The sequence below is a fragment of the Affinirhizobium capsici genome, from assembly GCF_977018625.1.
The window spans coordinates 336,686-363,077 of the sequence record NZ_CDRNXD010000002.1; the positions used below are offsets into that span (position 1 = coordinate 336,686).

24 protein-coding genes are annotated in these 26,392 nt (G+C 54.6%); 18 read left to right on the forward strand and 6 right to left on the reverse strand.

What is annotated here, in order from left to right:
* The first annotated feature begins 121 nt into the window (after positions 1-121).
* The 8 genes from AC0JZ1_RS01565 to AC0JZ1_RS01600 all read left to right on the forward strand — a co-directional run bounded on the left by AC0JZ1_RS01565 (position 122) and on the right by AC0JZ1_RS01600 (position 8,500).
* The gene (locus AC0JZ1_RS01565; RefSeq protein ID WP_471880901.1) at positions 122-3,043 is read left to right on the forward strand and encodes a monovalent cation/H+ antiporter subunit A; all 2,922 of its coding nucleotides are present in this window, start codon (positions 122-124) and stop codon (positions 3,041-3,043) included.
* Positions 3,043-3,381 carry a Na+/H+ antiporter subunit C gene (locus tag AC0JZ1_RS01570; protein ID WP_471880686.1) on the forward strand — a complete coding sequence of 113 codons (339 nt, stop codon included), beginning with the start codon at positions 3,043-3,045 and terminating at the stop codon, positions 3,379-3,381. Before AC0JZ1_RS01565 ends, AC0JZ1_RS01570 begins: the two co-directional genes overlap by 1 nt.
* Positions 3,378-5,003 carry a monovalent cation/H+ antiporter subunit D gene (locus tag AC0JZ1_RS01575; protein WP_471880687.1) on the forward strand — a complete coding sequence of 542 codons (1,626 nt, stop codon included), beginning with the start codon at positions 3,378-3,380 and terminating at the stop codon, positions 5,001-5,003. Before AC0JZ1_RS01570 ends, AC0JZ1_RS01575 begins: the two co-directional genes overlap by 4 nt.
* Positions 5,003-5,479, forward strand: a complete 477-nt coding sequence (locus AC0JZ1_RS01580) for a Na+/H+ antiporter subunit E (RefSeq protein ID WP_471880688.1) — start codon at positions 5,003-5,005, stop codon at positions 5,477-5,479. The genes AC0JZ1_RS01575 and AC0JZ1_RS01580 overlap by 1 nt, the downstream gene beginning before the upstream one ends.
* The gene (locus tag AC0JZ1_RS01585; RefSeq protein WP_471880689.1) at positions 5,476-5,757 is read left to right on the forward strand and encodes a K+/H+ antiporter subunit F; all 282 of its coding nucleotides are present in this window, start codon (positions 5,476-5,478) and stop codon (positions 5,755-5,757) included. Before AC0JZ1_RS01580 ends, AC0JZ1_RS01585 begins: the two co-directional genes overlap by 4 nt.
* Positions 5,754-6,140, forward strand: a complete 387-nt coding sequence (mnhG, locus tag AC0JZ1_RS01590; RefSeq protein ID WP_471880690.1) for a monovalent cation/H(+) antiporter subunit G — start codon at positions 5,754-5,756, stop codon at positions 6,138-6,140. Before AC0JZ1_RS01585 ends, mnhG begins: the two co-directional genes overlap by 4 nt.
* A 361-nt stretch (positions 6,141-6,501) precedes the next feature.
* Positions 6,502-8,121, forward strand: a complete 1,620-nt coding sequence (locus tag AC0JZ1_RS01595) for a phosphoethanolamine transferase (RefSeq protein WP_471880691.1) — start codon at positions 6,502-6,504, stop codon at positions 8,119-8,121.
* On the forward strand, positions 8,108-8,500 hold the full coding sequence (locus AC0JZ1_RS01600; RefSeq protein WP_471880692.1) for a diacylglycerol kinase: 393 nt from the start codon (positions 8,108-8,110) through the stop codon (positions 8,498-8,500). The genes AC0JZ1_RS01595 and AC0JZ1_RS01600 overlap by 14 nt, the downstream gene beginning before the upstream one ends.
* A gap of 50 nt (positions 8,501-8,550) precedes the next feature.
* On the opposite strand, the gene AC0JZ1_RS01605 is transcribed toward AC0JZ1_RS01600, so the two are convergent.
* Positions 8,551-8,853 carry a PepSY domain-containing protein gene (locus AC0JZ1_RS01605; RefSeq protein ID WP_471880693.1) on the reverse strand — a complete coding sequence of 101 codons (303 nt, stop codon included), beginning with the start codon at positions 8,851-8,853 and terminating at the stop codon, positions 8,551-8,553.
* A gap of 110 nt (positions 8,854-8,963) precedes the next feature.
* On the opposite strand from AC0JZ1_RS01605, the gene AC0JZ1_RS01610 reads away from it, so the two are divergent.
* Together AC0JZ1_RS01610 and AC0JZ1_RS01615 are read left to right on the forward strand one after the other, a co-directional pair.
* Positions 8,964-9,632, forward strand: coding sequence for a response regulator transcription factor (locus tag AC0JZ1_RS01610; protein WP_471880694.1), 669 nt, complete (start codon positions 8,964-8,966; stop codon positions 9,630-9,632).
* Entirely contained in the window at positions 9,625-10,968 is a 1,344-nt protein-coding gene (locus tag AC0JZ1_RS01615) for a sensor histidine kinase (RefSeq protein WP_471880695.1), read from the forward strand. Before AC0JZ1_RS01610 ends, AC0JZ1_RS01615 begins: the two co-directional genes overlap by 8 nt.
* A gap of 203 nt (positions 10,969-11,171) precedes the next feature.
* Here AC0JZ1_RS01615 and AC0JZ1_RS01620 read toward each other — a convergent pair whose 3' ends face one another.
* Positions 11,172-12,293: a serine hydrolase domain-containing protein gene (locus AC0JZ1_RS01620; RefSeq protein WP_471880696.1), complete on the reverse strand. Its 1,122-nt coding sequence runs from the start codon at positions 12,291-12,293 to the stop codon at positions 11,172-11,174.
* Between the two features lie 47 nt (positions 12,294-12,340).
* Positions 12,341-13,756, reverse strand: a complete 1,416-nt coding sequence (locus tag AC0JZ1_RS01625) for a tannase/feruloyl esterase family alpha/beta hydrolase (protein ID WP_471880697.1) — start codon at positions 13,754-13,756, stop codon at positions 12,341-12,343.
* 584 nt (positions 13,757-14,340) lie between these two features.
* On the opposite strand from AC0JZ1_RS01625, the gene AC0JZ1_RS01630 reads away from it, so the two are divergent.
* Both AC0JZ1_RS01630 and AC0JZ1_RS01635 read left to right on the forward strand, forming a co-directional pair.
* Positions 14,341-15,369: a four-carbon acid sugar kinase family protein gene (locus AC0JZ1_RS01630; RefSeq protein WP_471880698.1), complete on the forward strand. Its 1,029-nt coding sequence runs from the start codon at positions 14,341-14,343 to the stop codon at positions 15,367-15,369.
* 2 nt (positions 15,370-15,371) lie between these two features.
* Complete coding sequence (locus AC0JZ1_RS01635; RefSeq protein WP_471880699.1) at positions 15,372-16,124, forward strand: FadR/GntR family transcriptional regulator; 753 nt, start codon at positions 15,372-15,374, stop codon at positions 16,122-16,124.
* 58 nt (positions 16,125-16,182) lie between these two features.
* Here AC0JZ1_RS01635 and AC0JZ1_RS01640 read toward each other — a convergent pair whose 3' ends face one another.
* The 3 genes from AC0JZ1_RS01640 to AC0JZ1_RS01650 are packed head-to-tail and all read right to left on the reverse strand — an operon-like array spanning position 16,183 to position 19,449.
* A complete protein-coding gene (locus AC0JZ1_RS01640; RefSeq protein WP_471880700.1) occupies positions 16,183-17,295 on the reverse strand; it encodes an iron-containing alcohol dehydrogenase in 1,113 nt (370 codons plus the stop codon).
* Between the two features lie 5 nt (positions 17,296-17,300).
* On the reverse strand, positions 17,301-18,257 hold the full coding sequence (pdxA, locus tag AC0JZ1_RS01645) for a 4-hydroxythreonine-4-phosphate dehydrogenase PdxA (protein ID WP_471880701.1): 957 nt from the start codon (positions 18,255-18,257) through the stop codon (positions 17,301-17,303).
* A 1-nt stretch (position 18,258) separates the two neighbouring features.
* Positions 18,259-19,449, reverse strand: a complete 1,191-nt coding sequence (locus AC0JZ1_RS01650; protein ID WP_471880702.1) for a sialidase family protein — start codon at positions 19,447-19,449, stop codon at positions 18,259-18,261.
* 323 nt (positions 19,450-19,772) lie between these two features.
* Here AC0JZ1_RS01650 and AC0JZ1_RS01655 point away from each other — a divergent pair, with 323 nt between their 5' ends.
* The 6 genes from AC0JZ1_RS01655 (at position 19,773) to AC0JZ1_RS01680 (ending at position 25,878) form a co-directional block, all read left to right on the forward strand.
* On the forward strand, positions 19,773-21,284 hold the full coding sequence (locus AC0JZ1_RS01655) for an ABC transporter substrate-binding protein (RefSeq protein WP_471880703.1): 1,512 nt from the start codon (positions 19,773-19,775) through the stop codon (positions 21,282-21,284).
* Positions 21,285-21,376: 92 nt separating this feature from the next.
* A complete protein-coding gene (locus tag AC0JZ1_RS01660) occupies positions 21,377-22,291 on the forward strand; it encodes an ABC transporter permease (RefSeq protein WP_471880902.1) in 915 nt (304 codons plus the stop codon).
* Positions 22,292-22,301: 10 nt separating this feature from the next.
* Positions 22,302-23,225, forward strand: a complete 924-nt coding sequence (locus AC0JZ1_RS01665) for an ABC transporter permease (protein WP_471880704.1) — start codon at positions 22,302-22,304, stop codon at positions 23,223-23,225.
* Positions 23,218-24,837 (forward strand): ABC transporter ATP-binding protein, encoded by a 1,620-nt coding sequence (locus AC0JZ1_RS01670; RefSeq protein WP_471880705.1) that lies wholly within the window; start codon positions 23,218-23,220, stop codon positions 24,835-24,837. The genes AC0JZ1_RS01665 and AC0JZ1_RS01670 overlap by 8 nt, the downstream gene beginning before the upstream one ends.
* 26 nt (positions 24,838-24,863) lie before the next feature.
* The gene (locus tag AC0JZ1_RS01675; RefSeq protein ID WP_471880706.1) at positions 24,864-25,754 is read left to right on the forward strand and encodes a dihydrodipicolinate synthase family protein; all 891 of its coding nucleotides are present in this window, start codon (positions 24,864-24,866) and stop codon (positions 25,752-25,754) included.
* Positions 25,732-25,878, forward strand: coding sequence for a helix-turn-helix domain-containing protein (locus AC0JZ1_RS01680; RefSeq protein WP_471880707.1), 147 nt, complete (start codon positions 25,732-25,734; stop codon positions 25,876-25,878). Before AC0JZ1_RS01675 ends, AC0JZ1_RS01680 begins: the two co-directional genes overlap by 23 nt.
* The last annotated feature ends 514 nt before the right edge of the window (positions 25,879-26,392 follow it).

The following is a 26,392-nucleotide window of genomic DNA, read 5'->3' on the forward strand; positions in this document are numbered from 1 at the left end:
ATACTGCCCATATTGGTTGATATTGACCATATAGACTGATTTAAAACGTTCCGCCAGCTTGAAGTTTGAGGGTGGCAGAGTGTGTTGATCGTTGCCGCAGTAAAGGAACCAAGGCATTGGGATAACATCTGGCCCTCTCATTCTCATTGCTTTAATTGCGCTGCCGTTTTTGGGCAGTATTGCTTCGGCCTTTATCCTCAATACAACCTCGCGTGATTTGCCTGTCTCCGTCGCAGGAATTGTAACAGCTCTTTGCTTCGTTTTATCGGCGTGTGCTTATCCTTTCGTGACCGAAGGCAATGTACTACGGTACGAAATCGAATGGCTTCCGCAGTTCGGGCTTAATCTCACTTTGCGGATGGACGGTTTCGCCTGGATTTTCTCAACTTTAATTGGGGCGATTGGTTTTCTGGTCGTCCTTTACGCGCGATATTACATGTCGGACGAAGATCCTATTCCCCGGTTCTTCTCATTTCTGCTTGCCTTTATGGGCGCAATGCTCGGCATCGTGATCTCCGGAAATATCATCCTGCTCTCGGTTTTCTGGGAACTGACCAGCATCTTCTCTTTCTTGCTGATCAGTTATTGGCATCACAACGCCGCTGCCCGGGACGGCGCGCGTATGGCCTTGACTATCACTGGTATCGGCGGGTTCTGTCTGTTGATAGGCATGCTGCTGCTGGGCAACATCACCGGCACCTATGATCTGGATAAAATTCTGGCATCTGGCGATGCGATCCGTGCGCATCCGCTTTATCTGCCAACTCTCATCTTCATTCTGCTGGGCGCACTCACCAAAAGCGCTCAGTTTCCGTTTCATTTCTGGCTGCCGAATGCCATGGCTGCTCCCACGCCTGTATCGGCGTTCCTTCACTCGGCAACCATGGTCAAGGCCGGCGTGTTTCTGCTGGTGCGCCTCTGGCCCGCGCTGTCGGGGACCTATGAATGGTTTTTCCTGGTTGGCATCGCGGGTATCCTGACGCTTCTGCTTGGTGCGTATTTCGCGATGTTCCAGCAGGATCTCAAGGGCCTGCTTGCCTATTCGACAATCAGCCATCTCGGGCTCATCACTACTCTTTTGAGCCTGGGTAGTCCGCTTGCCACTGTGGCCGCCATTTTTCACATGTTGAACCACGCGACCTTCAAGGCTTCGCTGTTCATGGCCGCCGGGATCATTGATCATGAGACTGGCACGCGAGATATGCGAAAATTAAGCGGACTGTTCAGATATCTGCCAATTACCGCCACGCTTGCCATGGTGGCGAGTGCGGCCATGGCTGGCGTTCCGCTGTTGAATGGCTTTCTCTCCAAGGAAATGTTTTTTGCAGAAGCGGTAGAAACTCACGCAGATTCATGGCTTGATCGCATTCTACCCTATGTGGCGACATTGGCATCGGCTTTCAGCGTGGCCTACTCGCTGCGCTTCATTCACACCGTTTTCTTTGGCCCTAAGCCAACGGAACTGCCGAATGCGCATCCTCACGAGCCGGCGCATTGGATGCGCTTTCCCATCGAGTTTCTCGTGGTCGTTTGTTTGATCGTCGGTATTGCGCCAGCTTTTTCAATCGCGCCATTTCTATCAACTGCCGTGCAGAGTGTGCTGGGGTCACAAACGCCGGAATATAGTTTGGCCATATGGCATGGCTTTAATCTGCCTTTGCTGATGAGTGCGATTGCACTCGTGGGCGGAACGGTCATTTACTTCGTTTTGCGACCTTACCTTCTTACGTGTGATGATGGCCCTCCTCTCATTCGTCGTCTGCGGGGACAGCGAATTTTCGAGCGAGTGATTGTCACTGTCTCCTGGCGATGGGCAAGGTGGGCAGAGGCGCGGCTGGGCACGCGAAATCTTCAACCGCAATTGCGATGGATTGTAGCCGTCGGCTTCTTCGCGGGCCTGTTACCTCTTTGGGCATCCGGGTTTGAAGCCCGTCCCTTTGTCTTTACCGGTGTCGACCCGGCGTTCGCTCTCTTGTGGGTTCTGGGAAGTTCGCTTGCTTTGGGGGCTGCGTTTCTCGCCAAATATCATCGTTTAGCAGCTCTGGTCTTGCTAGGCGGCGTGGGCCTCGTCGTGTGCATCACCTTTGTCTGGCTATCGGCTCCCGATCTGGCGATCACCCAATTGCTTGTCGAAATCGTCACGACGGTTCTTATCTTGCTCGGTCTACGCTGGTTGCCAAAGCGCAATGCAGAAATGCCGGACCAAATGACAATCCGTGCGCGTGCAAGACGGTTTCGTGATCTGGTTCTGGCAATTGCATGCGGAGTGGGCATGTCTTTCATTGCTTTTGCCGTGATGACTATGCCTGTGCCTGATGCAATTGCGAACTACTTCTTGGAGAACGCATACACGCAAGGCGGCGGACGGAATGTCGTGAATGTCATTCTCGTCGACTTTCGTGGTTTCGACACTATGGGCGAGATTGCGGTTTTGGGGGTCGTGGCGCTCACCGTCTATGCACTGCTGCGTCGCTATCGTCCTGCGCCCGACAGTATCGCTCTGCCGGAACAGCAGGAAATTCAAAACAGGTTCGACAGAGAGCGTCCCGAGCGTTCTCTCGGCGACACGGTGCGGGACTACCTGCTTATTCCGTCGATCATCATGCAGTGGCTCTTCCCGGTCGTTATTACCTTTGCTGTATACCTTTTCATGCGCGGGCATGACATGCCGGGCGGAGGTTTTTCCGCCGGTCTAACAATGTCTATCGCATTTTTGCTGCAATATCTGGCGGGCGGCACTCGCTGGGCTGAGGACCGAATACGAATACTGCCCTTGCGCTGGATGGGCATGGGCCTTCTCGCCGCTATGCTGACAGGCATGGGCGCCTGGGCTCTGGGCTATCCCTTCCTCACATCGCACTTCCAGTATCTGGAGCTGCCTCTGGTTGGCAAAGTTCCCGCTGCCACGGCGCTGCTTTTCGATCTCGGTGTGTTTCTGCTGGTGGTCGGCTCGACCGTACTCATCCTTGTTGCTCTAGCTCACCAGTCCATCCGTATCAATCGTCTGCGTGCTCAGGATGCGGCGCGAGGGGAGGAGGCCTGATGGAACTCATTCTATCGCTTGCTATTGGCATCATGACGAGCTGCGGTGTCTGGTTGATCCTTCGCCCCCGAACCTACCAAGTCATTGTGGGATTGGCGCTTCTATCTTACGCCGTGAACCTATTCATATTTGGCGTCGGGGGTGTGAAAAGTAATCTGCCACCAATTCTTTCTGACGACGTCGTTGCCTCCCACCTTTCCGATCCGGTACCGCAAGCGCTCGTGCTCACTGCAATCGTCATCGGTTTTGCAACAACAGCACTCTTCCTCGTGGTGCTGCTGGCTTCGCGCGGTTTGACAGGCAACGACCATGTTGACGGTCGGGAGGAGACGAAATGAACGGCTGGGCGCACCACCTCATTATTGCTCCCATTCTGGTTCCGATGCTGGCAAGCGCGATTTTGCTTTTTATCGATGAGCGCAATCGCGTCACAAAAGCGATGATAAGCCTCAGTGCGACGGTTCTTCTTGGCTTTATCGCCTTTGCACTGTTGCAAATTGAAAGTGGACCGAATGATTTCGAGGGTGTTTATCTGCTTGGCAATTGGGCAGCACCATTCGGTATAGTTCTCGTGTTGGACGGCCTTTCGGCACTGATGCTGATGTTGACCGCACTCCTCGCGATTGCCGCACTCGTCTTTTCCCTGGCGCGCTGGCATGGCATGGGCGCGCATTTTCACAGCATGTTCCAGTTGTTGCTTGCGGGTCTTAACGGGGCGTTTCTAACCGGCGACCTCTTCAATCTCTTCGTATTCTTCGAGGTCATGCTTGCGGCTTCCTATGGCCTCATGTTGCATGGCTCCGGGCCGCTTCGCGTCAAGGCGGGCATGCATTACATCGCAGTCAATCTCGTGGCGGCGCTCTTTTTTCTTATCGGCGTCAGCCTGATTTACGGAACCGCTGGGACGCTCAACATGGCAGACCTTGCGGCGCGTTTGCCGCAGATCGAACCGGATCGTCTTATGCTGCTTCAGGCTGGGGCAGGTGTCCTTGGGGTCGCATTCCTGATCAAGGCAGGCATGTGGCCACTCTGCTTCTGGCTGCCAACGGCTTATAGTGCCGCTGCGGCACCGGTTGCGGGCATCTTTGCCATGCTCAGCAAGCTTGGTATCTATGTCATTTTGCGTCTCACCATGCTTCTGTTCGGTGAAGGCCCTCTTGCTGGCTTCGGTGCGACAACACTTCTCATCGGTGGGCTGCTTACGCTCGTATTCGGAATCATTGGCGTTCTTGCGTCGCAAGCTCTCGGTCGCTTGGCAGGCTATTCCGTGCTCGTTTCCTCGGGAACGCTGCTGATGGTTTTGGGCATCAACGATGGCGTCGTATCCTCCGGTGCATTGCTTTATCTCGTCAGCTCGACCTTCACCATTGCCGCCTTCTTTATGCTGATCGAACTTGTTGAACGCGGCCAGGATGCCGGTGCAAACGTGCTTGCTGTTACCATGGAAGCTTATGGCGCGGGAGATGAGGACACATTCGAGGAGGAGCAGGGTGTTGCAATGCCCGGCACAATGGCCATTCTCGGAACATGTTTTGCCATGTGCGCCATCCTGCTTGCAGGACTTCCACCGCTCTCGGGTTTCATCGCCAAATTCGCTATGTTGTCTGCCATGATGGGCGCAAGTGCGATCGGGGTTCCTCCTACTGCGGCGGTATGGACACTGATTGTGCTCGTCATCCTTTCAGGTTTGGCCTCACTCATTGCTATGACACGCGTCGGCATCCGCACATTTTGGGGATCGCTGGAAGGTACGGTCCCCCGCGTCTTGGTCATTGAGTTGGTGCCGGTCATGTTCCTGCTCGCATTGACTTTACTGTTATCCATCCAGGCAGGCCCTGCCATGCGTTATATGGATACGACCATTCGCGTGCTTGCTGCGCCGTCCAATTACATCAATGCGGTGAAGGATGCTTATCAAGTACCGCCACCGGTACAGAAGAACGTCGAGGGTGAGCGTTGATGTTGCCATTTCCCTTGATGACGATTTGCCTGACCTTTATGTGGATGCTGCTTAACAGCTTTACCTTGGGCCATTTTATACTCGGCACCATCGTCGCTGTCGTTTCTGGCTGGGCATTGGCTTCATTGCGCCCCGAAAAGCCGCGGTTCAAGAAGTGGTACTTGTTGCCCAAGCTGATCAGCATTGTGCTTGTGGATATTATCCGGTCGAATTTTGCGGTGGCGCGGTTAATCGTGATGGGCAAGCGTCAGCAAACCACCTCTGGCTTCCTTTTACTGCCTTTGGAAATCCAGAGCCCATTCGCACTGGCCATTTTGGCGGTGATCCTGACGTCAACTCCAGGTTCGGCTTGGCTGGAATACGACTCGCGAGCGCGCACCGTTCTCATTCATGTTCTGGATCTGATCGATCAGGAGGAATGGATCGCCATGATCAAGCATCGCTACGAATCCTTGCTGATGGAGATTTTCGCATGAGCGCCGTCATCTTGCTGACAGCCGTTTCCTTGGCGCAAGTCATTTTCGGTCTCGCCATGTTTCTTGCATCGATCCGGATGTTTCGCGGCCCGCGCGCGCAAGATCGTATTATCGGCCTGGATGCGCTCTATATAAATGCCATGCTTCTGCTCGTCACCTTCGGGATTGGCACAGGAAGGACCGTGTACTTCGAGGCGGCACTGGTGATTGGAATGCTGGGCTTTGTTGCCACTGTGGCACTCGCCAAGTTTCTGATGCGGGGAGAGGTGATCGAATGATGCAGTCTGTTGTAGATCTTCCAGTCTGGGCTGCTTTGCTCGTTGCCTTCTTCCTGCTTTTAGGCGCTATTCTTACATTGATTGGCAGCATCGGCTTTCTGCGACTTCCGACTTTTTACGAGCGACTGCATGCGCCAACCCTAGGGACGAGCTGGGGTGTGGGTGGGACGATGCTTGCCTCGATGATCTATTTCTCGGTTGTCTCCTCCCGCCCCGTGTTTCACGAAATTCTCATCGGTGTCTTCGTAACGGTGACAACTCCGATCACGTTCATGTTGTTGGCGCGTGCTGCCCTTCATCGGGATCGGGCGGAGCAAAACGGGAATGTGCCGGAAAAAGCAGAGGTGTCGTTGACTGAGGAGTCTGGCGATAACAAGCAATAAATTTAAGCCTGCACACGCTAAATTTGAGTTCCTGAGATTTTCTTCAATTCAATATTCACTGAGTCCAGCATCCACGCCACCCTCAGAAAGGCTGTGCGGAATAGTGCTCAATATAGCTACCATCTAAATTTAGACGCACTTCAGATGTAGCGCAGCATTATTGCAAGCCGAAAATTTTTGATTTAAGCAGCGCCCCAGCGTTTGGTCCAAGCAAGACCGGGCGGAAGGCTCCCAGTCCCCTGATACGGCTCCAGCTTCATTTCAGGTTCGCGTCAGAATTCGCGCACAGAGCCAGTTGCAGGAAATGGTCAGCCGGTTTTGCCGGTGAGAGGGAAAGACTTTGGGCCTGAAAGATAGTTTAATGAGGCGGCCGCAGATCGGTAGCATCACGCTTTGCGTTCTGGTCGCGGTTTACGTTCTGCTGTTACTGAACCACACGTTCTGGCGCAAGACAGGCGAAATCCTTGCCGGTCAGCCAGGTGCATTCGCTGTTTTCATCATCGCTATCTCAGCTGCATTTGTAGCCCTTCTGGTGACCTTTTCCGTCAAGTACCTGATCAAGCCTTTCCTAATAGTATTCATCTGCTGGGCTGCATCATCTGCTTGGTTCATGGACCAGTTTGGCGTCATCATTGATGATGACATGATACGAAATGCTGTTGAGACCAATACCGCAGAAGCTGGCCATTTGATCACCGCTGGCTTCCTCACGCATTTAGCAGTTTATGCATTGCTGCCATCGCTGTTGATTTGCTTTGTAAAAGTCGGACACCATCCCTTTTTTAAGAAGTTCAGAAATAATGTGGCGGTCATCATCCCAGCGCTGCTGATATTTGCGCTTGGTGCTTACTCGTATGCTGGGGTGTATACCTATGCGAAAAGGCAAAATCGCGATTGGTTGGAAACTATGAACCCGGTTTTCCCAATCGCGAACGCCATTCACTTCTTGCAGAAGGCGACGGAGGAAAAGCATATCGCTGTTCAGCCCTATGGACGCGATGCGAAGGTGGCGGATGCTGCGACAGCGAGGGATCGCAAGCCAAGGGTCACGATCATCGTTGTCGGCGAGACGGCCCGGGCCGCCAATTTCCAATTGGGTGGCTACGAGAAACCCACCAATCCCGAACTTTCCAAACGGGATATTTTCTATTTTCCTCACACAACGAGCTGCGGCACTGCGACCGCCATTTCCGTTCCTTGCATGTTTTCTGCGCTCCAGCACTCAGGTTACGATCACAAGAAAGCTCTGGCGCAGGAAAACCTCATGGATGTATTGGTTCACGCAGGCATTCGTGCTGAATGGTGGGACAATAACACCGGCGATAAAGGCGTTGCGGACCGCATTCGCTATAAGGAGCTCTTCACCTCAAAGGACGAGCGCTTCTGCCACAATGGCGAATGCTGGGATGACATTCTTTTAGACAAGTTCGATGAGTGGTTGTCTTCGGTCAAGGAGGACAGCGTTCTTGTCATGCACCAACTTGGCAGTCATGGCCCTGCCTATTATGCACGCTATCCAGATGCGTTCCGCAAGTTTCAACCGGATTGCCGCTCTTCCGAATTCTCCAAGTGTCATCGGGAGGAAATTATCAATGCCTATGACAACTCCATCCTTTATACGGATCACATCTTATCGACCGTCATCGACAAATTGACCGCACAACAGGATCATATTTCACCGACCATGATCTACATGTCAGATCACGGCGAGTCCTTGGGCGAAAAAGGCCTTTTCCTTCATGGTGCACCATGGCTTGTTGCGCCAGAGCAGCAAACTCATATTCCATTTGTTCTGTGGCTAGGCCAGGATGCACGTGCGAACATAGATTCGAATTGCCTGAAGCAGACTGAACAGCAGCCTGTTTCACACGATAATCTTTTCCACACGGTTCTCGGCATGATGAATGTGGAGACCAAGGTGCGTAACCCTTCGCTCGATATCTACTCGAGCTGTGAGTTGAACAAGAATGCACGGTCCTGATCTTCCACCGGGAAAGGTGGATGGCATACGCCATCTCTTCGCGGCGCAACGTTATTCCTATGGTGGCTTCCTGCGCCTTCTGCGGGAAGCAGCCTTTCGCCATGAGTTGCTGGCGTTTGCAGCTGCCGTGCTATTGTTCCTAGCCATTGATGCGGGGTTATTGAGGACACTGATCCTCATCGCACTGTTCCTCTTTGTGCTGGCGCTGGAGGCATTGAATACGGCTATCGAGGAATTGGTCGACCGGGTTTCACCTGAATATTCCTTGACGGGTCGACACGCCAAAGATCTCGGTTCGTTCGCCGTGTTTTGCGGCTTGGTGATCTGCGGAATATTCGTGCTCTACACATTGGTAGAAAAGTTTGGGTTGCTGGCCTAGTGCGTAAGTCGAAAACCCTAACGTAGCAATTCGGCGTAGTATGCGGCGGTTCAGTCGTCTTGTTGTACGCCTACGGCTTCAAGGCTTTTGGGGTCAAAGTAGGCTTTGACTTTGTGGCCGGTCGAATTGATGGCGTGTGCATCATAGCAACCATTTTCTGCGTGGATGGATTCCACCTGCCAGCCGTCGTGCTCCAGCTTGCTTTGCAGCAGGCTTCTTGGCTTCCACTCTTCAACGGGCGCATCGCATCTTCGGTTGAGTGCCTGCGCCGATGTGCAGCTAAACGCCAGCGCTGCGACAGCCCACAGATAGTGCATCGACGACTCCTTTTTGCTGTCATAACCTTGGGTCATCGCCCTGACATCAAGCTGAATTGTGATGAAGAATATCTATAGCCTTTATGCCGAATGGCCAGATGTGCTTGCATGGGTATAGTAGCCGAAACTTTGATGAGGGTGTTGGTGTGCGCGTGCTGCTCGTGGAAGATGATGCAATGCTGGGAGACGCAGTTCGAACGCATGTGACGCGAGGCAGTCATGCGGTTGATTGGGCAAGAGATCAGGAAAACGCGCTCGCCTGTTTAGCCGCAGTTGATTACGATGTGGTTCTGCTCGACTTGCGTCTGCCTGACGGTAGCGGCCTCAATATTCTCAAGTCACTGCGAGCGAAGAAGATAAACACGCCTGTAATTATATTGACTGCACACGATCAGATTTCCGATCGTATCGCAGGATTGAATGCAGGCGCCGACGATTACCTCGTTAAACCATTCGATCTGGGTGAGTTGGAAGCCCGGATTCACGCGGTTGCTCGAAGGTATGGAGCACATCAAAGCCCGATGGTTGAACTTGGAGAGTTCCAGGTTCACCTTTCTGAGCGTCGTCTGATGCACAGGTCAGGACAGTCGGTCGAGTTGTCTTCGCGGGAATGGGCTGTCCTTGAGTGCCTGCTGGCGCGCAAAAACGCCATCGTCTCCAAGTCACAGATAGAAGAAGCGCTCTACCAGTTTGGAGCTGAGATTGAGAGCAATACTGTCGAAGTCTATGTGAGCCGTCTTCGTCGCAAACTCGGCAAAAGCAGCGTCGCCACCATCCGTGGCCTGGGTTACCGGATAAGTGATCAGGATGTTTAAGCGGCCCCATAGCATTTCCCGGCAATTGCTGTTTGGTCTGGGCGCAACCGTCCTTATTTTCTGGGCTGTCGCCTCAGCGCTCGCTTACAACGTCATGCGGGAGGAGATGGGCGAGGTCTTCGATAGCGCTCTTCAGGAAACGGCTGAGCGTCTAGCCCCTCTCGTCATCAGTGATCTCTTCGCGCACGACGATAACGAAGGCGTCCCGCGCCGTGTTACAGCACTTCGTTCCAGTATTCCGGATGAATATCTGACATACCAGGTGCGCGATGATAGCGGGCGTGTCCTGCTCCATTCCCACAACGTATCCGCCAAACCCTACGAAGCGCCGCTTCAAGCCGGGTTCTGGGATGGAGAGCATCAGCGCATTTTCACGACATCTGCCGTCAGCGGAACCATATTCGTGCAAGTGGCGGATTCGTTGGACCATCGGCAGGAGGCCGCGCTTGAGGCAGGCGGTGCTCTGCTGCTACCGCTCATTCTACTTCTCCCCTTGGTCCTCTTTGCGGTTGGCTGGCTCGTTCGCCGAAATATTTCGGAAGTGGATCGTCTCAGAAGTATGATTGCCTTTCGCGATGGCGGTAATCTCACACCGCTCGATTTGAAGGATCTGCCTCTAGAGCTTTTGCCCATCCAGCAATCAGTCAATCTGCTTATCCAGCGGGTCGCTCATGCGCTGGACGCTGAACGTGTTCTTACTGCCAACAGCGCCCATGAATTGCGGACACCGATTGCTGGAGCCATGGCGCAAAGTCAGCTTCTGATATCCGAACTGTCACCCGGTCCGTCGCTGGTGCGGGCGCGGCAGGTTCATGCCTCGCTCCAAACGCTCTCAGCTCTTACGGAAAAACTGCTTCAGCTGGCCAGGGCTGATGCAGGGATTGGCCTGGCGGCGGAAGAGAGTGATCTAGCCTCGGTACTGAAGCTGGTCATCGATGAATTTTCAAGGTTCGGTCACGGTGGCAAGCACATCGTATTTGAGCAAAAGGAAGCTCGCTCTCTTTTAAAGAGGGTTGATGCAGATGCTTTTGCCATCGCGGTCCGAAACATTTTGGAAAATGCAATAAAGCATGGATTAGAAGACGAACCCGTTACGGTCCAACTCAGGCCGGACGCAGTCACAGTTGTGAACGTCACGGAAACGCAGGAGTTTCCGCCTGTCGAAAGTCTCAAAGAGCGTTTCGTCCGAGGAAAAACCTCAACCCCTGGATCAGGCTTGGGCCTGGCCATTGCTGATCGGCTGGCTGAGCAAATGGGCGCGAAACTGGAGTTGAAGGTGACGAACCTGCCAGCGGGGCGAAGCCAATTCGCGGCGACAATTCTGTTTCCTTCATAGATTGCGACGCGATGGTTCTTGCAGATGGCAGCTCAACGGAGATGCGTCATCAACGCGTTGAGGGGATAGTGATTTATCGAGCCCCGTGGAAAACCCTGCAGGAATAACCTTCGTCGCTTTCCTAAACCGTTGCGGCTATTACAGGGGCAGTTTTCAAGGCGCAGTGGAATGGCACTTGGGCGATGCCCAAGTGCCAGATGTAATCATGTTCTCGCCGTCACAACCGCTTCCGCGATCTTCAGAAAATCTCCTGCTGAAACCTTCGCGGGCTCGTATGTTGTTTTCCCAAGATTTCTCGCGATGGCAAATTCATCTGTGACTGCTCGGCGATGGACGATGACGGTGTCGATGGCGGGCAGGCACAATACGAATTGCCCGAAATTGCCGTTCATCAGATATGCGCCCTTGAATGCCGGATCGTTTGATGTTGGTATCCACCAAAGATAGGCATATCCGAGCCCTTCCTTGCTTTTGGTCTGCTCGGGCGTGAACCGCATTTTGGTGCTTTCCGCGATCCAATTCTCTGGCACGATGGTCTTTCCGTTCCATTTGCCACCCTGCAGCATCAGCTGCCCCAGCCGCGCCATGTCTCGCGCGGAAAGGAACAGGTGGTAAGCAAGGTACCGCGACTGGTTTTCATAACCCATCATTCGCTGGCGGCTTATGTCGAAGTCTTCGAAACCCAGCGGGTCCGCCAGATCTTCCTTTAGCGCCTGGAATACTGTCTTGCCCGTCCGCTTCTCGAAGATAGCCCCAAGGACGTTGAAGTCCCAGTTATTGTAGAGGAAAACGGAACCTGGCTTTGTTTTACCGCGCTCCGGCGTGTTTTCATTACCGCCTGGACTTCCTGCCGCATGATAAACGCCGGAACTTGATGTCAGCAGGTCTTTCACTCTAGCTGTCTTTTCCAACGGCAAAAGACCGTCGTCTTCGTCGATGCCAATCTCGCCGATCGTCATGTCCAGATCGATCTTGCCTTCCGCTACATAGCGACCGAACAGTATGGACAAAATACTTTTTCGAGCCGAGGCCAGGTAACTTACGTCGGATAAATTACCGTATCGATAGACGATCTCCCCACCCTGCACGACCATCATAGATGTGGTTGCCATGGGGTAGAGCTTGGCTTCCATTTCTGCAAGCTTCGTTGAAGACCATCCGGCGGATGCCGCGTCGGTCGTCGTTTTCCAAGGTTGGCCAGAAGCTGTGCATGGTGCTGTATTTGCCGCTGACGCTGTTCTCCCAGATAGGCTGACAGCAGCAATGGTCGATGCTGCTGACACCGCCAGAACGGCACGTCTCGATAAATTAGGTCCTCTTGTCACTCTATTCCTCCCACTGAATACTCATTGTCTTTTTGGCCGCGGCAGGCCTAATCCCGGGCGCAGCTGAAATTCGAGGCAAGTTGGATGTCACCAGTGCCCCTGTATTTCGGCCAGGCGGGATATTCACACAGTGGTCTGCTGCGACCCTTGCTGGATGATTTGGTCGCGTCAACGACGACCGGATTGATGGGCGGCACTCCGTGTTCCACCCAATTATCAAGGGCACTCAGATTGTCCCATGTGGGCGAAAAGCGGCCGCCACCGTGAGCTAAACCTGGTACAAGGTAGAAGCGCATGAAGCTTTTGACCTTTTCCTCGCCCATCTTTGCAACTGTCGCTTCAAACAGCTTGGCATTCCCCAATGGGCTGACGCTCGGATCGTCATTGCCTTGTAGCCAGATGATTTTGCCGCCTCGATCGCTGAAAGCGGACCAATCCGTTCGTGTCGCGCCAACTATATCGGACAGCTCAACAATCCGGTCCTTGAGTTTGCCTGGGTTGCGTATGTCGAACGAAAGAGGATTAAGCGGTTGATCACGTTGCACAAAATTCTGCAGGAACTCGAATGAGCGGCTTGAGTGATGCGCGTTCGGCCCGGAGACTGGCGGCATTCGCATCTGTGGCTCTGACCCAAGCTGCATCATGATACCCTCCAAGCTGTTATAGCCGGGATAGGTATCGATGCCGTTTGCCAGTTGATACGGCAGCGAATAACCTTCGTGGTAGATCTTCAGGGTTCGATCAATCTGATCCTTTGTGAGGCAGTCCTCGGGGTTTCCGGTCACCTCAAGCTTGCAAGCAAGGCTTTCCACCAGAATCTCTGATCGCGCACGACATTTCTGAATATTGCTTACAAGGCCATCTTCTGCACCATCAAGAGCATCGCATGAATGAATGGCATCCTTAGCAATCCTCTCAACAAGCTTGGGTGGGATCCATCCTGCAGAATTGTCGTCGTAAACGGCACGCGCCAAGCCTGCTCCCCATAAGCGAAGCCCAACGAAGTTTGCGGTCGGGTAATTGGTCAATATGCCGTCGTAAGATTCTGGCCAGCGCGATGCCGCCGTCAATCCTTCGCGTCCACCGGTGGAACCGCCTTGAAAATAGACGCGCGTCACGGGCTTCTCATAACGCTCGGCCACGAGAAACTTCGCCACATCAAGCACTTTCTTGATGTGCATAAATCCGTAATTCAGCATTGCCTCATCATTCTTTGCGAAGGAGGCGTCGTCTGCGTTTGGAGCCTGATGGCCGGAATCACTGCCGAACGTGACGTATCCTTGCGCCAAAGGCGTTGGAATGAAATCGAGGCCTAGCGTGGTTTTTTCCGTTGTAGGAGGTAAGCTGCCGTTGTACCCGCCGCCGCCATACTGCAGTAGTTTCCCGTTCCAGGCAGTTGGCAGATTGACCTGCCAGATGATATCCGGTGCTTTCGGATCGACAGGTTTGATCTGACCTGTCACTTTGCAATATTCGCCATTTTGATTGTTTTGATCGGCCGAGGCGACTAGCGTTGCCGATACTATTTTTGCTCCACTTGTAGGTAAACTTATTCTGGCAGCCGAGATTGATAGTGTGGCGATCGCCGAACATGAGGCAGCCGCATCTTGTTGTACAGCGAGCACAGATGATGCTGGCATATAGGCGAGCGAGATCGTCATCACAGTGCGTGATGCTGCTCCAAGCAACGATTTCATGTATCCTCCCAAGCCGCAATCACATCTTGAGGACAGCGGCGATTTCCATGGGTTAGGCTTAGCTGAAAGCTGTTCTCGTTGTGAAATGCAAATAATGGGCAGATTATTGCATAATGCGCATGAGTGGGACGTCTGCTTGTTATGTGGAGCAGGATTGTTTCGGGTGCCAGAATCTACATAGGGGCACGTAACACTGCATCCTGTAGTTCACACGCTGCATCTCTCAAAACTCAGGAAATCCGTTTGCCGCCCGTCGACCGATTTCGTCCTCGATTTGTAAATCACGAATTGCATTCCCATGAAAATAAAGGCATCTTTGGTTTGTGAAGATTACAACAAGGAAATAGTTCGTGCTCGTCATTGTTGCCGATGATCTTACCGGTGCATTGGATACGGCCGCTCCTTTCGCAGCGCGTGGGCTGCATACCGAAATCGCATTGACGGCTGCAGCCGTAGAAAAGGGGCTTGCCTTAGCCCCGGATGTGCTCTCGGTTAATTTGGCCTCACGGGAGAAATCAGCTGAAGCGGCGTTCCGGTTGATGCATGAGGTCGTGCGGCTTCTCCCGCCCCACGTGCGCCTGTTTAAGAAGATTGATTCACGGCTCAAGGGGAACGTCTCCGCAGAACTGGATGCGATTGCCTACAGGCGAGCTTTAGTAGCACCCGCTATCCCTTCGTTTGGCCGCGTTGTGAAAGACGCCAATATCGATGGCTTCGGTGTGGCGGCGCCCATCTCGATCGGCAGTGCGCTGAAGCATCATGCGAGCCGTGCGATCATCCCGGACACACTAACGGAAGAAGACATTCATACAGCGCTGTTAGCGGACGAAGGGGGCGATGTCGATCTGCTTGTCGGAGCGAGAGGGCTCGCCGAGGTCCTCGCCTATCAGATGACGGGAAACGCGATTGGCGGGCTAGTAGCTCCGCCGTCGGGACCGGGTCTTTTTGTGATTGGTTCACATGACAGGATTACGCTCGAACAGGTGGAGCATCTGCGCAACAGTGATGCGGTCGAATATCATCCTGCCCCCAATGGTGTGATGGCGGATATATCGTCGGCAACCTCCCCAGTCACTGTGGTTCAGGCGACGGGAGGATCCACACGTATATCGTCCGAAGACGTTTCGGAAAACCTCGCAAAAAGCGTTCATCCGCGTTTGACAGCTGGCGCACGCACCATGCTTCTTTGTGGCGGCGCAACAGCTGAAGCTGTTTTGGCGCGAATGGGAATAGAATGTTTTCGCCTGGAGGGGGAGTGTTTGCCTGGCCTTGGACTGGCCTATGCGAGTGGCCAATGTATCATTGCAAAGTCCGGCGGGTTTGGGACGCCGGACACTTTGACGAACCTTGCGGGTAAATTGCGCGAGGGCGGGAGCTGAAAATGGGACTGCAAAGTGGAACGACACGTAAGAGCCTGGCGGATCTCGTATTCGAGCGCATGCACAGAGCAATCAAGTCTGGTTCCTACAGGCCCGATGAAAGGTTGCCGACTGAGCATGATCTTGCAATAGAGTTCGAGGTCTCGCGTCCTATTGTTCGCGAGGCGCTGCGGCGATTACGCGATCAAGGGCTGATTTATTCCCGCCGCGGAGCCGGTAGCTTCGTGCGCTCCCTTGGTATGAAACAGCCGCTCGGTTTCGGCCAGCTCGAGAACGTTGCCGATCTGTTGAACTGTTACGAGTTTCGCTTGACGCTCGAGCCAGCTGCAGCAGAGGCCGCCGCGATCCGTCACACTCCTGTCGCGTTGGCTGCGATCCGTGAGGCGCTCGAATTAATGCGCGACGCAACCAATAGGCAGGCCCACCGCGAGGATGCTGATTACCAGTTTCATCTTGCCATCGCCAAAGCTGCTAAGAACAATTATTTCTCCACCGCCATGGAGGCTCTTAAGGATCATATCGCGGCTGGCATGCGCTTCCATGGAGTATCGGTTAAGCGCGATAATACCGGCCTGTCACGTGTCTTCAGTGAACATGAGGCCATTGCCTCGGCAATCGCTCACGGAGAAGGTGCCCAAGCACGCGAATTGATGCATGCGCATCTCACCGGATCACGTGCACGTCTTTTCCAGACAAGCGCCTCAATTGCGGGAAACGCCGAGGTGGAAGAACTTTCTATCCCTTCCAGCAAATAGCGAGACCAGATAGCCGAATCTGACCGCTTGTCTGGTTACCCGCTTTTTCTTTGCTCGTTTAGTAAGCGGCGCGGTAAATGGCCAGCACATCCTCGACCGCCATGTCGGCAGGATTGTTGTCCATAAGGCGGCGATTGGCATGAGCCTCTGCCGCATACTGCGCGAGTGCCTCTTCCTGAGCTCCGTGATGGGAAAGCCGCATCTCTATTTTGAGATCGGCACAGAAACGGCGGGCGTTATCCAAGAGCGCTCCCGGTGTTTTAGGTGAGAAGCCAAGGGCTTCTGCAACCTCGGCTGTCTTCTCATGTGTGACAGGCTGATTGAACGCGAGCACATGCGGAAAGATGATCGCGTTGGCCAGCCCGTGCGGTAGGCCGAGACGAGTGCCGAGCGGATATGCAATGGCGTGACCTGCAGCCGTGTTAACGGGGCCCAAACAGATGCCGCCATAATAGGAGGCGAGCATCATTCCTTCCCGCGCTTCGGTGTCAGATCCATCCTTCACGGCACGGGCCAGATATTTGCCGACAAGCCGGAATCCCATACGGGCGAAGCCGTCGATCATCGGATGGGCGCGTTTGTTGGTAAAGGCCTCAACGCAATGAGCCATGGCATCAATGCCTGTCGCTGCCGTAACGGCTGGCGGAACGCTGAATGTGAGCTCAGGATCAAGCACAGCAATATCGGCGATCATATGCGGGCTTTCGACCGCAATTTTTGCGCCTTTGACAGGATCGGTGATCAAAGACCGAATCCCTGCTTCAGAGCCGGTGCCTGCCGTTGTTGCGATCTGGATCAGAAAGCTCTTGCGGCCAGCCACGCGGTTAGGACCGGCGACATCACCAAGCGTCTGCTCGCTGTCCCAAAGAACTGCGACGAGTTTGGCAACGTCGAGTACCGATCCACCACCAAGTCCCACCACGACCTGCGGCCTCACGCGTCGGGCAACCGCCAGCGCAGCCTCAAGTGTGGCCACATCAGGTTCGCCCGGAATTGCGTCGAAGACTTCAACTTTGCCATTGATCTGCAGCCGATCAATGAAGCCAGCGGTAAGTGGGGTTGCAATGACGAGCACTGCCTGGGCATCGGCGACAAGACCGCCGACCTCCCGGATCGTTCCTGCACCAATGAGAAGGCGACGTGGCTGATGAAGGGTGATGGATGCGGTCATAGGTGTCATCCTTCCTTGGTTTTGCCAGCGACCAGCTTGCGTGCATAAGCAATGGCGGAGTTCATATTCCCGTGGTTGGCGATGCCTTTGCCGGCAATGTCGAAAGCCGTGCCGTGGTCCACAGATGTACGATCAATTGGCAGTTCTACCGAGACATTCACAGCCGTATCGAAAGCCACCAGCTTAATTGGGATATGGCCTTGGTCATGATACTGCGCGACCACCAAGTCGAAGTTGCCGGCATAGGCGCGGTAGAAGACGGTGTCGGCTGAGATCGGCCCTTGCACATCGATACCTTCGGCGCGAGCGGTTGCTACGGCCGGTGCGATTTGATCGTCGTCCTCCGTTCCAAAGAGACCGTTCTCTCCACAGTGTGGATTGACACCCGCGACTGCGATGCGTGGCCTATCATAGCCGATGCGTTTCAGGTGATCGTTTCCGGCTCGGATTGTCGCCAGCACGCGCTCAGTCGTAGCGCGGCGGATTGCCTCCTGCAGCGAGACATGGGTTGAGACATGAATGACCTTAAGTCGCTCGGATGCGAGCAGCATATAGGCGGCCTTAGAGCCGGTCAGGCTCCGTAGCATGCCGGTATGGCCATCATAGTGATGGCCAGCAAGGTTGAGCGCTTCCTTGTTGATCGGAGCTGTGACGATGCAGCCAATGGCTCCCGATTCGGCATCGCGCACGGCTTTTTCAATGAAGCGAAAGGCTGCATCACCCGCCACAGGGCTCAAGCTCCCCCAAGGCAGCGGCGCGCCCTCGACCTCGATATCGATGACGTAAGGCCGGAGATCGATCGACAACGCCAGCGCATCGCGCGCCGCATTCAACGTCGCGAGATTGCCGTAGATCCGAGTTGCCGCGCGATCCTCGGCAGACATCTCGCATAACGCACGGACCGAAATCTCAGGGCCAACCCCGCAGGGGTCTCCCATGGTGATGCCAATGATGTCGCTCATGTCATTCTCCGTTTTCGGGACGATCCCAACCCGGAGCTAGCCGGACATATTTGATCGCGCGTCGATGGTAAGTGTAGGCGATATGCAGGCTTCCATCGGGTTCAGCCAGCAGCCAGGGATAGGACATTTCCTTGTTCCGTCCATCCGTTGAGTCGTTGGACAAGCAGGTGCCCGGACCATTCTCAATCTCGATCCGTTTTGGAAATGTCATGCCGCCATCGCTCGAGATGCAAACCGTGACCGGCGCACGCGGCACTCCCCATACAGGGGCGCAGCCGCCGCTAGGATCTGCTTCCGGCCTGTCGTCATTATCTCCGAGCTCGTCATAAAGCGATGTACGGCGATCCTGGGAGGCCGTGCCGTTGATTGGATTGCAGATGACTGCAATGCGTCCGTCAGCCAAAGTGATGGCTGCGATGGAGGAATTGTTGTTCGGCAGGTCGGTCGGCTCAGGGGTGCTCCAGGTTCCGCCGTCGTCGGTACTTTGGGTTCGGTAGACAAAATCAGCCTGCCGTCTACGGAAGAAGGCCGCATGACCGCCAGCACGAAATAGGACAGGCGACATATGCACGCAGCCGATCGACTGCTCCAGTTCCTCAAGTCGCCAGGTTGCGCCACCATCTTCGCTGATGCCGAGCGCAGCCGTATCGTGGCTGCCGTTCCACTTTTGACCGGGACGCTGCACACAACGGAAGATAGGCAGTAGCCAAGCGCCATCTTGTCGCACCGTCAGGGGAGCGCGCACGAAGCAGCCGCGTGGCAGATCCAGATAGCTGCCTTTCGATGCGCGCAGACTGGTGGCGTCAGCCGGATCAAGTGCAACCTCCGCCATGCGGATGCGGCATTCATCCTGATTTCCTGAGGGCTGAGAGGTGTGGAAAAGGAGCAGCCGGCCATCGGGAGCTTGAAAGAGCACGGGATTTTGCTCCGAATGATCGGGATCGAAGCTCAATCGCTGCGGGCTTCCCCAGCGTAACGCGCCGCTCGTGAGAACCGAGGCGTAAATGGAAATATCGGCCTTGCCTTCCAAAGAGCCCCCGAACCAAGCGCAGATCAATGTTCCGTTTGCCAGTCGGTGCAGAAAGGCCGCATGGTTCTGTATCATTGGCGAAGGCAGGAACGCTTCGATGCGGCCGGGGCCAACATGCGCCAGCGTACCGGTCATCTGCCTTGCGATGTCTTCTGGGGTCATAGGAAGCTCCTCTCACCCATGTGAGATTTGCCATTTCAAAAAAGTTGTCAAGTTTGTTTATGTCTTAGTGAAACCCGTTATCATGATATGTCGAAAATATATATCTGAAAAAATTGGCTTTTTTCATATGTCGTGCCATAATTAATTTTTACAATCGGATTTTATTTGACAAAGTCCGCTTGGGTGTAGATGTTTTTGTGTGTGTTGAGGAGAGCGGCCGGGCAGTGGTGTTCCTCCTGCCTTATGCCTTATCGGCATCTGGTAGCGGCCGCTGTGCCAGGCTGCGGCCTGTCGTCTGGAATTCATCTGGGAGGAGAACGAAGATGAAACGAAATGCCTTATCTTGTGCGTTGGCTGTTAATACTCTTCTGATGTCGGCAGTTGTGCCGGCTTATGCGGGTTCCGGCCCAGTAAAAATTGTCCTCGCAGAAGAAGCCGATCTGCTTGAGCCGTGCATGGCTACTCGTTCCAATATCGGCCGTATCATCATGGAGAATGTCAGCGAGACACTGACTGAGCTCGATGTGCGCTCCGGCAAGGGCGTCATGCCGCGTCTGGCGGAGAAGTGGGAGCAGAATGGCGATGGAAGCTGGCGCTTTCATCTTCGTAAGGGGGTAAAATTCTCCGACGGAACAGGCTTTGACGCGAAGGATGTCAAACACAGCTTTGACCGTATCATGAGTGACAAGAACGCCTGCGAATCCCGCCGCTATTTCGGTGGCATGACCGTTTCGCCAACAATTGTCGATGATTATACAATCGACTTCAAGGCAGACCCTGTGCAGCCGATCCTGCCGCTCCTGATGACGCTGGTGACTATCGTACCTGAAGAAACTCCGCTCGAATTCATTCGCGAACCAGTCGGTACCGGCCCATATAAACTCAGCAACTGGACGCCAGGCCAGAAGATCGTGCTGACGGGCCGTAACGACTATTGGGGAAGCAAGCCTGAGGTAACGGAAGCCACCTACCTTTTCCGGGCTGATCCTGCCGTTCGCGCCGCCATGGTGCAGGCTGGCGAAGCTGATTTGTCGCCGTCAATCTCGCAGCTCGACGCCACGAACCCTAAGACCGACTTCTCCTATCTTGACAGTGAGACCGTCTATCTGCGCCTTGATCATAACATCGCGCCGCTCAACGATGTGCGCATACGCCGTGCACTCAACTTGGCTATTGATCGCAAGGCCTTCCTTGGCACTTTGGTGCCCGAAAGCGCGGTTCTCGCAACTGCGATGGTGCCGCCGACAACGTTGGGCTGGAACAAGGATGTCAAGGTGTTCCCTTACGATCCGGAGGGCGCCAAGAAGCTGATCGAGGAAGCCAAAGCCGATGGCGTGAAAGTCGATACGCCTATAACCATCATTGCACGCTCTGCCAATTTCCCGAATGTCACTGAAATAATGGAAGCAATTCAGCAGCAGTTGCAGGAGGTCGGACTGAAGGTTGACCTGAAGTTCGTTGAGGTGGCCGAACACGAGCGTTACTATTCGAAGCCCTTTGCCAAGGATCGGGGTCCGCAAATTGTCGCTGCCATGCACGATAATTCCAAGGGCGACCCGTCGTTTTCGATGTTCTTCAAGTACGCAACAGATGGAACGCAGTCGGGTTTCTCCGACCCGAAAGTCGATGACCTGATCAAGCGAGCATCCGCTGCTGTCGGTGACGAGCGTGCCAAGCTGTGGTCGGAGCTGATTGCCTATCTGCATGACGATGTTGTTGCAGATGTGCTGCTCTTCCACATGGTTGGCTTCGCCCGGGTGGCCGAGCGCCTCGAGTTCAAGCCCACCATTGCGACGAACTCAATGCTGCAGCTCTCGGAAATCAAGATCAAGTAGACGCAACAGCTGGGGGCAGGGCAGCCAGTGCTGCCCCTCCCTCACAATGGTGCGGGCGGATGATCCGCCGCACCGCTTTCTACGAGGGTGCCATGCTGGGCTTCATTCGAAAACGTGCCTTGGCAAGTCTGATCTCGCTGATCGGGCTGATTGTCATGGTCTTCTTCCTCTCCCGCCTGACGGGCGATCCGGCGGCGCTCTTTCTGCCAGTCGAAGCCTCTGCCGAGATGAAGAACCAGTTTCGCGAACTGCATGGCCTGAACGACCCGCTGCTGGTGCAGTTCGGTCGCTATGTTGGCGATGTGGCGACCGGGAATTTTGGCGAATCCTTGCGCAAAGCGCGGCCAGCGCTTGACGTTGTGCTTGAAGCTTTCGTCTGGACCGTGTGGCTTGCGGTGATTACGATGAGCCTGGTGACAGTTGCCGCTATTGTTGTGGGCTCTTTGGCCGCTTTCCGGTCAGGCGGATTTTTCGACCGTTTTTCTTCTATCGTATCTCTGATAGGTGCTTCGGTACCGGATTTCTGGCTGGCGATCGTTGCCATTGTCGTCTTTGCTGTCAATCTCGCTTGGCTGCCGACCTCCGGCACTGGTTCTATCTGGCACTGGATCCTGCCCATTGGGGTCCTGTTCGTGCGGCCTTTCGGTATCATTGTACAGGTGGTGCGTGGATCAATGTTGACAGCGCTATCCTCAGCTTACGTTAAGACAGCCCGCGCTAAAGGCGTAAAATCCACGCCGATCATCTTCATTCACGCCCTGCGAAACGCGATGTTGCCAATCATTACGGTGCTCGGCGATCAGGCTGCGAGCCTATTAAACGGTGCTGTTATTATTGAAACGATCTTCGGCTTTCCGGGTGTTGGCAAGCTGATGATCGACAGTATCTTGCAGCGCGATTTCAACGTGGTGTTGGCGGCGATCCTGGTCACTGCCGTGGCAATCTTTATCATGAACCTCTTGATCGATTTTGCCTATGCGTTGCTCGATCCGCGTATACGGCGCTGAGGAGATAATGATGACTGATACGACCATTGTCGCCGATATCGCTCATGAACCGCCCTTCTATCAACGCATGTTTCGCATGCTGCTTGCCGACAAGTTCGCCTTGTTCGCGGCCATCTTTCTTATCATCATCTTGGTCATGGCGATCATCGGTCCGAGCTGGCTGGGAGAACTTGCCACCAAGCAGAACTTACGGGGAAGAAACGCTGCGCCGTTCGACTTTGAGAAGGCTTGGGTGTGGTGGATGGGCGCGGATGCGCTAGGACGGCCACTTTTTGCACGCATCATCGTCGCAACACAGAACACTATTATGATCGCCGCTGGTGCTGTGCTCATTTCAGCCGTCATGGGCACGCTTCTGGGCCTTATTGCCGGTTTTTCTTCCGAGCGTGTCAACCAGATCATCATGCGGCTGGCGGACGTTATCATGTCCTTCCCCTCGCTGCTGATCGCGGTCATCGTTCTCTATATTCTCGGCTCATCCATCCTCAACCTGATGGCGGTGCTGGCTATTACTCGTATCCCCGTCTATCTGCGCACGACCCGGGCGGAGGTGCTTGAAATCCGCGAACGCATGTTCGTGCAGGCAGCCCGCGTCATGGGTGCCTCCAGTAAACGCATTCTTTTTCGACACATTCTGCCGGTGGTCCTCCCAACGCTTACAACGCTTGCCACTCTTGATTTCGCGTATGTCATGCTGGCGGAGAGTGCTCTTTCATTCCTTGGTATAGGCATCCAGCCGCCGGAGATAACCTGGGGCCTCATGATCAGTCAGGGACGGCAATATCTGACCAATGCCTGGTGGCTATCCTTCTGGCCAGGGCTGGCCATCATCCTCACCACTATGTCCTTGAATCTGTTATCCAACTGGTTGCGTATCGCGCTTGATCCTGTGCAGCGATGGCGCCTTGAAATGAAAGGTCGCAAAAATGGCTGATCATTTGCTTGAAGTTCGCAACCTTTCTGTTGAATTCCATACCGTCAACGGCGTGGTGAAGGCGGTGCGTGGTATCTCCTACCACCTCGATCGCGGTGAGACACTTGCCATCCTTGGCGAAAGCGGTTCCGGCAAGTCCGTCTCGTCTTCCGCAATCATGAACCTTATCGACATGCCGCCCGGCCGCATCTCTTCTGGTGAAATCCTGCTCGACGGCGTTGACCTGTTGAAGATGCCGCCCTCTGAGCGGCGCAAGGTCAATGGACGGCGCGCAGCCATGATCTTCCAAGATCCGCTCAGCCACCTCAATCCGGTTTACACGGTCGGCTGGCAGATCCGAGAGGCGCTGACTGTACATGGAACGAGCCATGAGCAGGCGCAGGCCGAAGCACTTCGCCTGCTCGGTCGCGTTGGCATTCCTGACCCAAAAGTCGCGCTCGACAAGTATCCGCACGAGTTTTCTGGAGGCCAGCGCCAGCGTGTCATGATCGCCATGGCGCTGGCACTCAGGCCCGACCTGTTGATCGCTGACGAACCCACTACAGCTCTCGACGTGACCGTGCAGGCGGAAGTGCTAGCGCTGCTCAAGGAATTGCAGCAGGAAACCGGCATGGGTGTGCTGATCATTACCCACGATCTCGGGGTCGTCTCTGAAATTGCCGACCGGGTAGTGGTGATGGAAAAAGGTGCGCTGGTGGAGCAGGGCACAGTGCGGCAGGTCTACAAGAACCCGCAGCATCCCTACACAAAAAAATTGATTTCCGCCGCGCCCGGAAAGGGTGAGATGCATGCGCCGGTCTCAGATGCCGCGCCTGTGCTCAGTGTACACGAGGTGCGCAAGAACTACGGTGCTTTTGAAGCGCTGAAGGGTGTTTCTTTCGATCTCATGGCTGGCGAAACCATGGCGGTGGTTGGCGAGAGCGGATCGGGCAAATCAACGCTCGCACGCATTCTTCTGCGCCTGGATGAGCCCGATTCTGGCTCGGCTCTTTGGAAGGGCAGGGACCTGTTCACCTTGTCGCCTGCTGAACTCTACAAGTTGCGCCGCGATCTGCAGATGGTTTTTCAAGATCCCACGCAGTCACTCAATCCGCGCATGACTGTCTACCAGCTTATTTCCGAAGCTTGGGTTATCCATCCTGATATTCTCCCTAAGGCCAAGTGGCGCGCACGCGTTGCCGAACTGCTGACGCAGGTAGGGCTGGGGCCAGAACATATGGGTCGCTATCCGCACCAGTTTTCCGGCGGGCAGCGCCAGCGCATCGCCATTGCGCGAGCTCTGGCGCTCGAGCCGCAACTGATAATTTGCGACGAGGCGGTTTCCGCGCTTGATGTCTCCGTGCAGGCTCAGGTTATCGCTCTCCTCGACAAACTACGACGGGAGATGGGGATCGCCTTCATCTTCATCGCCCATGACCTGCCTGTTGTGCGCGATTTCGCTGATCATGTCATGGTCATGAAAAAAGGCGAGGTGGTGGAGCTGGGAACGGTGCGCGAGATTTTCGAGACCCCGCAACAGGCCTATACGAAAGCCCTGCTTGCCGCCGGGCTTGATCCCGATCCCGATGTGCAGGCGCAGAACCGAGCCGATCGCCTCCGCCGCGCCTTGTAAACGAAATAAATTGGGAGGATTCCAGTATGTCGAAAAAGGCCTTTGTCGCACTCGTCACCTGCTTCAATGAGGACGAGACGATCAACTTTGAAGCTACACGCGCACAGGTGCGGCGTCAGGTGGCTGCCGGCAACAACATCATGTGCGCTGGTACCAACGGTGATTTCACCGCACTTACTTTCGATGAAAAGGTAAAGCTGGCAGAGGCAGTTGTAGATGAGGTTGCCGGCAAGGCCGATGTCATCGTGAATGCAGGGATGCCGGCTACGTTTGAAACGATCAAATTGGCGAAGGAATTTGATAGGATTGGGGTAACGGCAATTGCTGTCATCACACCCTTCTTCATCGCTTGCACCCAAGATGGCTTGATGAGGCATTTTTCGACCGTTGCCGATGCTGTGACAACGCCAATTTATCTCTATGACATTCCCGCACGGACGCAGAACCACATCGAGCTGGATACGGCACGGGCGTTAGCGGCGCATGGCAACATTGCTGGCATCAAGGATTCGGGTGGTGCCAAAGAAACGCTGGAAGCCTATCTTTCGATTGCTCGCGAGATGCCTGCCTTTAAGGTTTATTCCGGGCCTGATCATCTGGTGCTCTGGGCTCTGCAGAATGGAGCAGCTGGCTGCATTTCCGGTCTAGGCAACGCGCTTCCAGACGTATTGGCGAGCATTTTCAAGCGCTATAACACTGGAGACATCGCCGAAGCCGAACAGCAACAGGCAATCTTCACCGCCTTCCGAACTGATCTCTATGCTCTCGGCTTCGCACCCGCTATGGTGAAGCGGGCGCTCTTTCTTCAGGACTCTTCGGTCGGTGCAAGCCGCCAGCCAGCGCTTCTCCCAGATGCTGAACAAGACGCGAAGATCGCGGCCATTCTTAACCGTTATGGCATGGCAGGCAGGGGCTGATCGGCACATTCGCAGTCCGCGTCGTCGGGCTGCAGTCGACCGTATGGATGTGACCCGTTCCGCCGTCAGCCAAACCGTTCGCAAGCTTGAAGGAATGCTAGGCATCGCTTTGTTCAGCCGATGAACCTATGTTAGCTGCCTATCTGAATGCGAACCCAAACTTGAAGCTTCACGTGACCGTAACCGACGAGGAATTTGATAACGTAGCGCACGGATACGATCCTGGAGTGGGGCGCGGGGAAGTGATAGCTCAGGACATGATCGCCGTGCCCTCTCAGACGAACATTGTCAGGTGGCTAGGGAGTTGCTGTCTTACCTCGGGCACTTCGGGCACGCCACTGCATCCGGGCAAGCTTGCATCCCGCCGATGTGTTGGCCTGCGACCTGGGAATCACCTCGCGCCATACAGACAGGAATTTGCCCGAGCGGCCGTGAATTTTCGATCCTGGCGGCTGACACAGTTATGACATCGGATATGGGTCTGATGATCAAGTTGGCCGTCGCAGGCGTCGGTATTGGTTTAGGATGGAAAAGTGCATCCGACAAGCGATCGCCACGCGGTTAACTCCGGAGGCATTCTGTCCGCGCTTCCTTGCTTCTACCTTTTCTATGAGGGCCATCTTGTGGCCAAAGGCGAA

Excerpts from the sequence above, each read along its gene's own strand:
- AC0JZ1_RS01570 (WP_471880686.1), top strand. The coding sequence starts at position 3,043 with ATGGAACTCATTCTATCGCTTGCTATTGGCATCATGACGAGCTGCGGT.
- AC0JZ1_RS01575 (WP_471880687.1), top strand. The coding sequence starts at position 3,378 with ATGAACGGCTGGGCGCACCACCTCATTATTGCTCCCATTCTGGTTCCG.
- AC0JZ1_RS01580 (WP_471880688.1), top strand. The coding sequence starts at position 5,003 with ATGTTGCCATTTCCCTTGATGACGATTTGCCTGACCTTTATGTGGATG.
- AC0JZ1_RS01585 (WP_471880689.1), top strand. The coding sequence starts at position 5,476 with ATGAGCGCCGTCATCTTGCTGACAGCCGTTTCCTTGGCGCAAGTCATT.
- mnhG (WP_471880690.1), top strand. The coding sequence starts at position 5,754 with ATGATGCAGTCTGTTGTAGATCTTCCAGTCTGGGCTGCTTTGCTCGTT.
- AC0JZ1_RS01595 (WP_471880691.1), top strand. The coding sequence starts at position 6,502 with ATGAGGCGGCCGCAGATCGGTAGCATCACGCTTTGCGTTCTGGTCGCG.
- AC0JZ1_RS01600 (WP_471880692.1), top strand. The coding sequence starts at position 8,108 with ATGCACGGTCCTGATCTTCCACCGGGAAAGGTGGATGGCATACGCCAT.
- AC0JZ1_RS01605 (WP_471880693.1), bottom strand. The coding sequence starts at position 8,853 with ATGACCCAAGGTTATGACAGCAAAAAGGAGTCGTCGATGCACTATCTG.
- AC0JZ1_RS01615 (WP_471880695.1), top strand. The coding sequence starts at position 9,625 with ATGTTTAAGCGGCCCCATAGCATTTCCCGGCAATTGCTGTTTGGTCTG.
- AC0JZ1_RS01635 (WP_471880699.1), top strand. The coding sequence starts at position 15,372 with ATGGGACTGCAAAGTGGAACGACACGTAAGAGCCTGGCGGATCTCGTA.
- AC0JZ1_RS01640 (WP_471880700.1), bottom strand. The coding sequence starts at position 17,295 with ATGACCGCATCCATCACCCTTCATCAGCCACGTCGCCTTCTCATTGGT.
- pdxA (WP_471880701.1), bottom strand. The coding sequence starts at position 18,257 with ATGAGCGACATCATTGGCATCACCATGGGAGACCCCTGCGGGGTTGGC.
- AC0JZ1_RS01650 (WP_471880702.1), bottom strand. The coding sequence starts at position 19,449 with ATGACCCCAGAAGACATCGCAAGGCAGATGACCGGTACGCTGGCGCAT.
- AC0JZ1_RS01655 (WP_471880703.1), top strand. The coding sequence starts at position 19,773 with ATGAAACGAAATGCCTTATCTTGTGCGTTGGCTGTTAATACTCTTCTG.
- AC0JZ1_RS01660 (WP_471880902.1), top strand. The coding sequence starts at position 21,377 with ATGCTGGGCTTCATTCGAAAACGTGCCTTGGCAAGTCTGATCTCGCTG.
- AC0JZ1_RS01665 (WP_471880704.1), top strand. The coding sequence starts at position 22,302 with ATGACTGATACGACCATTGTCGCCGATATCGCTCATGAACCGCCCTTC.
- AC0JZ1_RS01670 (WP_471880705.1), top strand. The coding sequence starts at position 23,218 with ATGGCTGATCATTTGCTTGAAGTTCGCAACCTTTCTGTTGAATTCCAT.
- AC0JZ1_RS01675 (WP_471880706.1), top strand. The coding sequence starts at position 24,864 with ATGTCGAAAAAGGCCTTTGTCGCACTCGTCACCTGCTTCAATGAGGAC.
- AC0JZ1_RS01680 (WP_471880707.1), top strand. The coding sequence starts at position 25,732 with ATGGCATGGCAGGCAGGGGCTGATCGGCACATTCGCAGTCCGCGTCGT.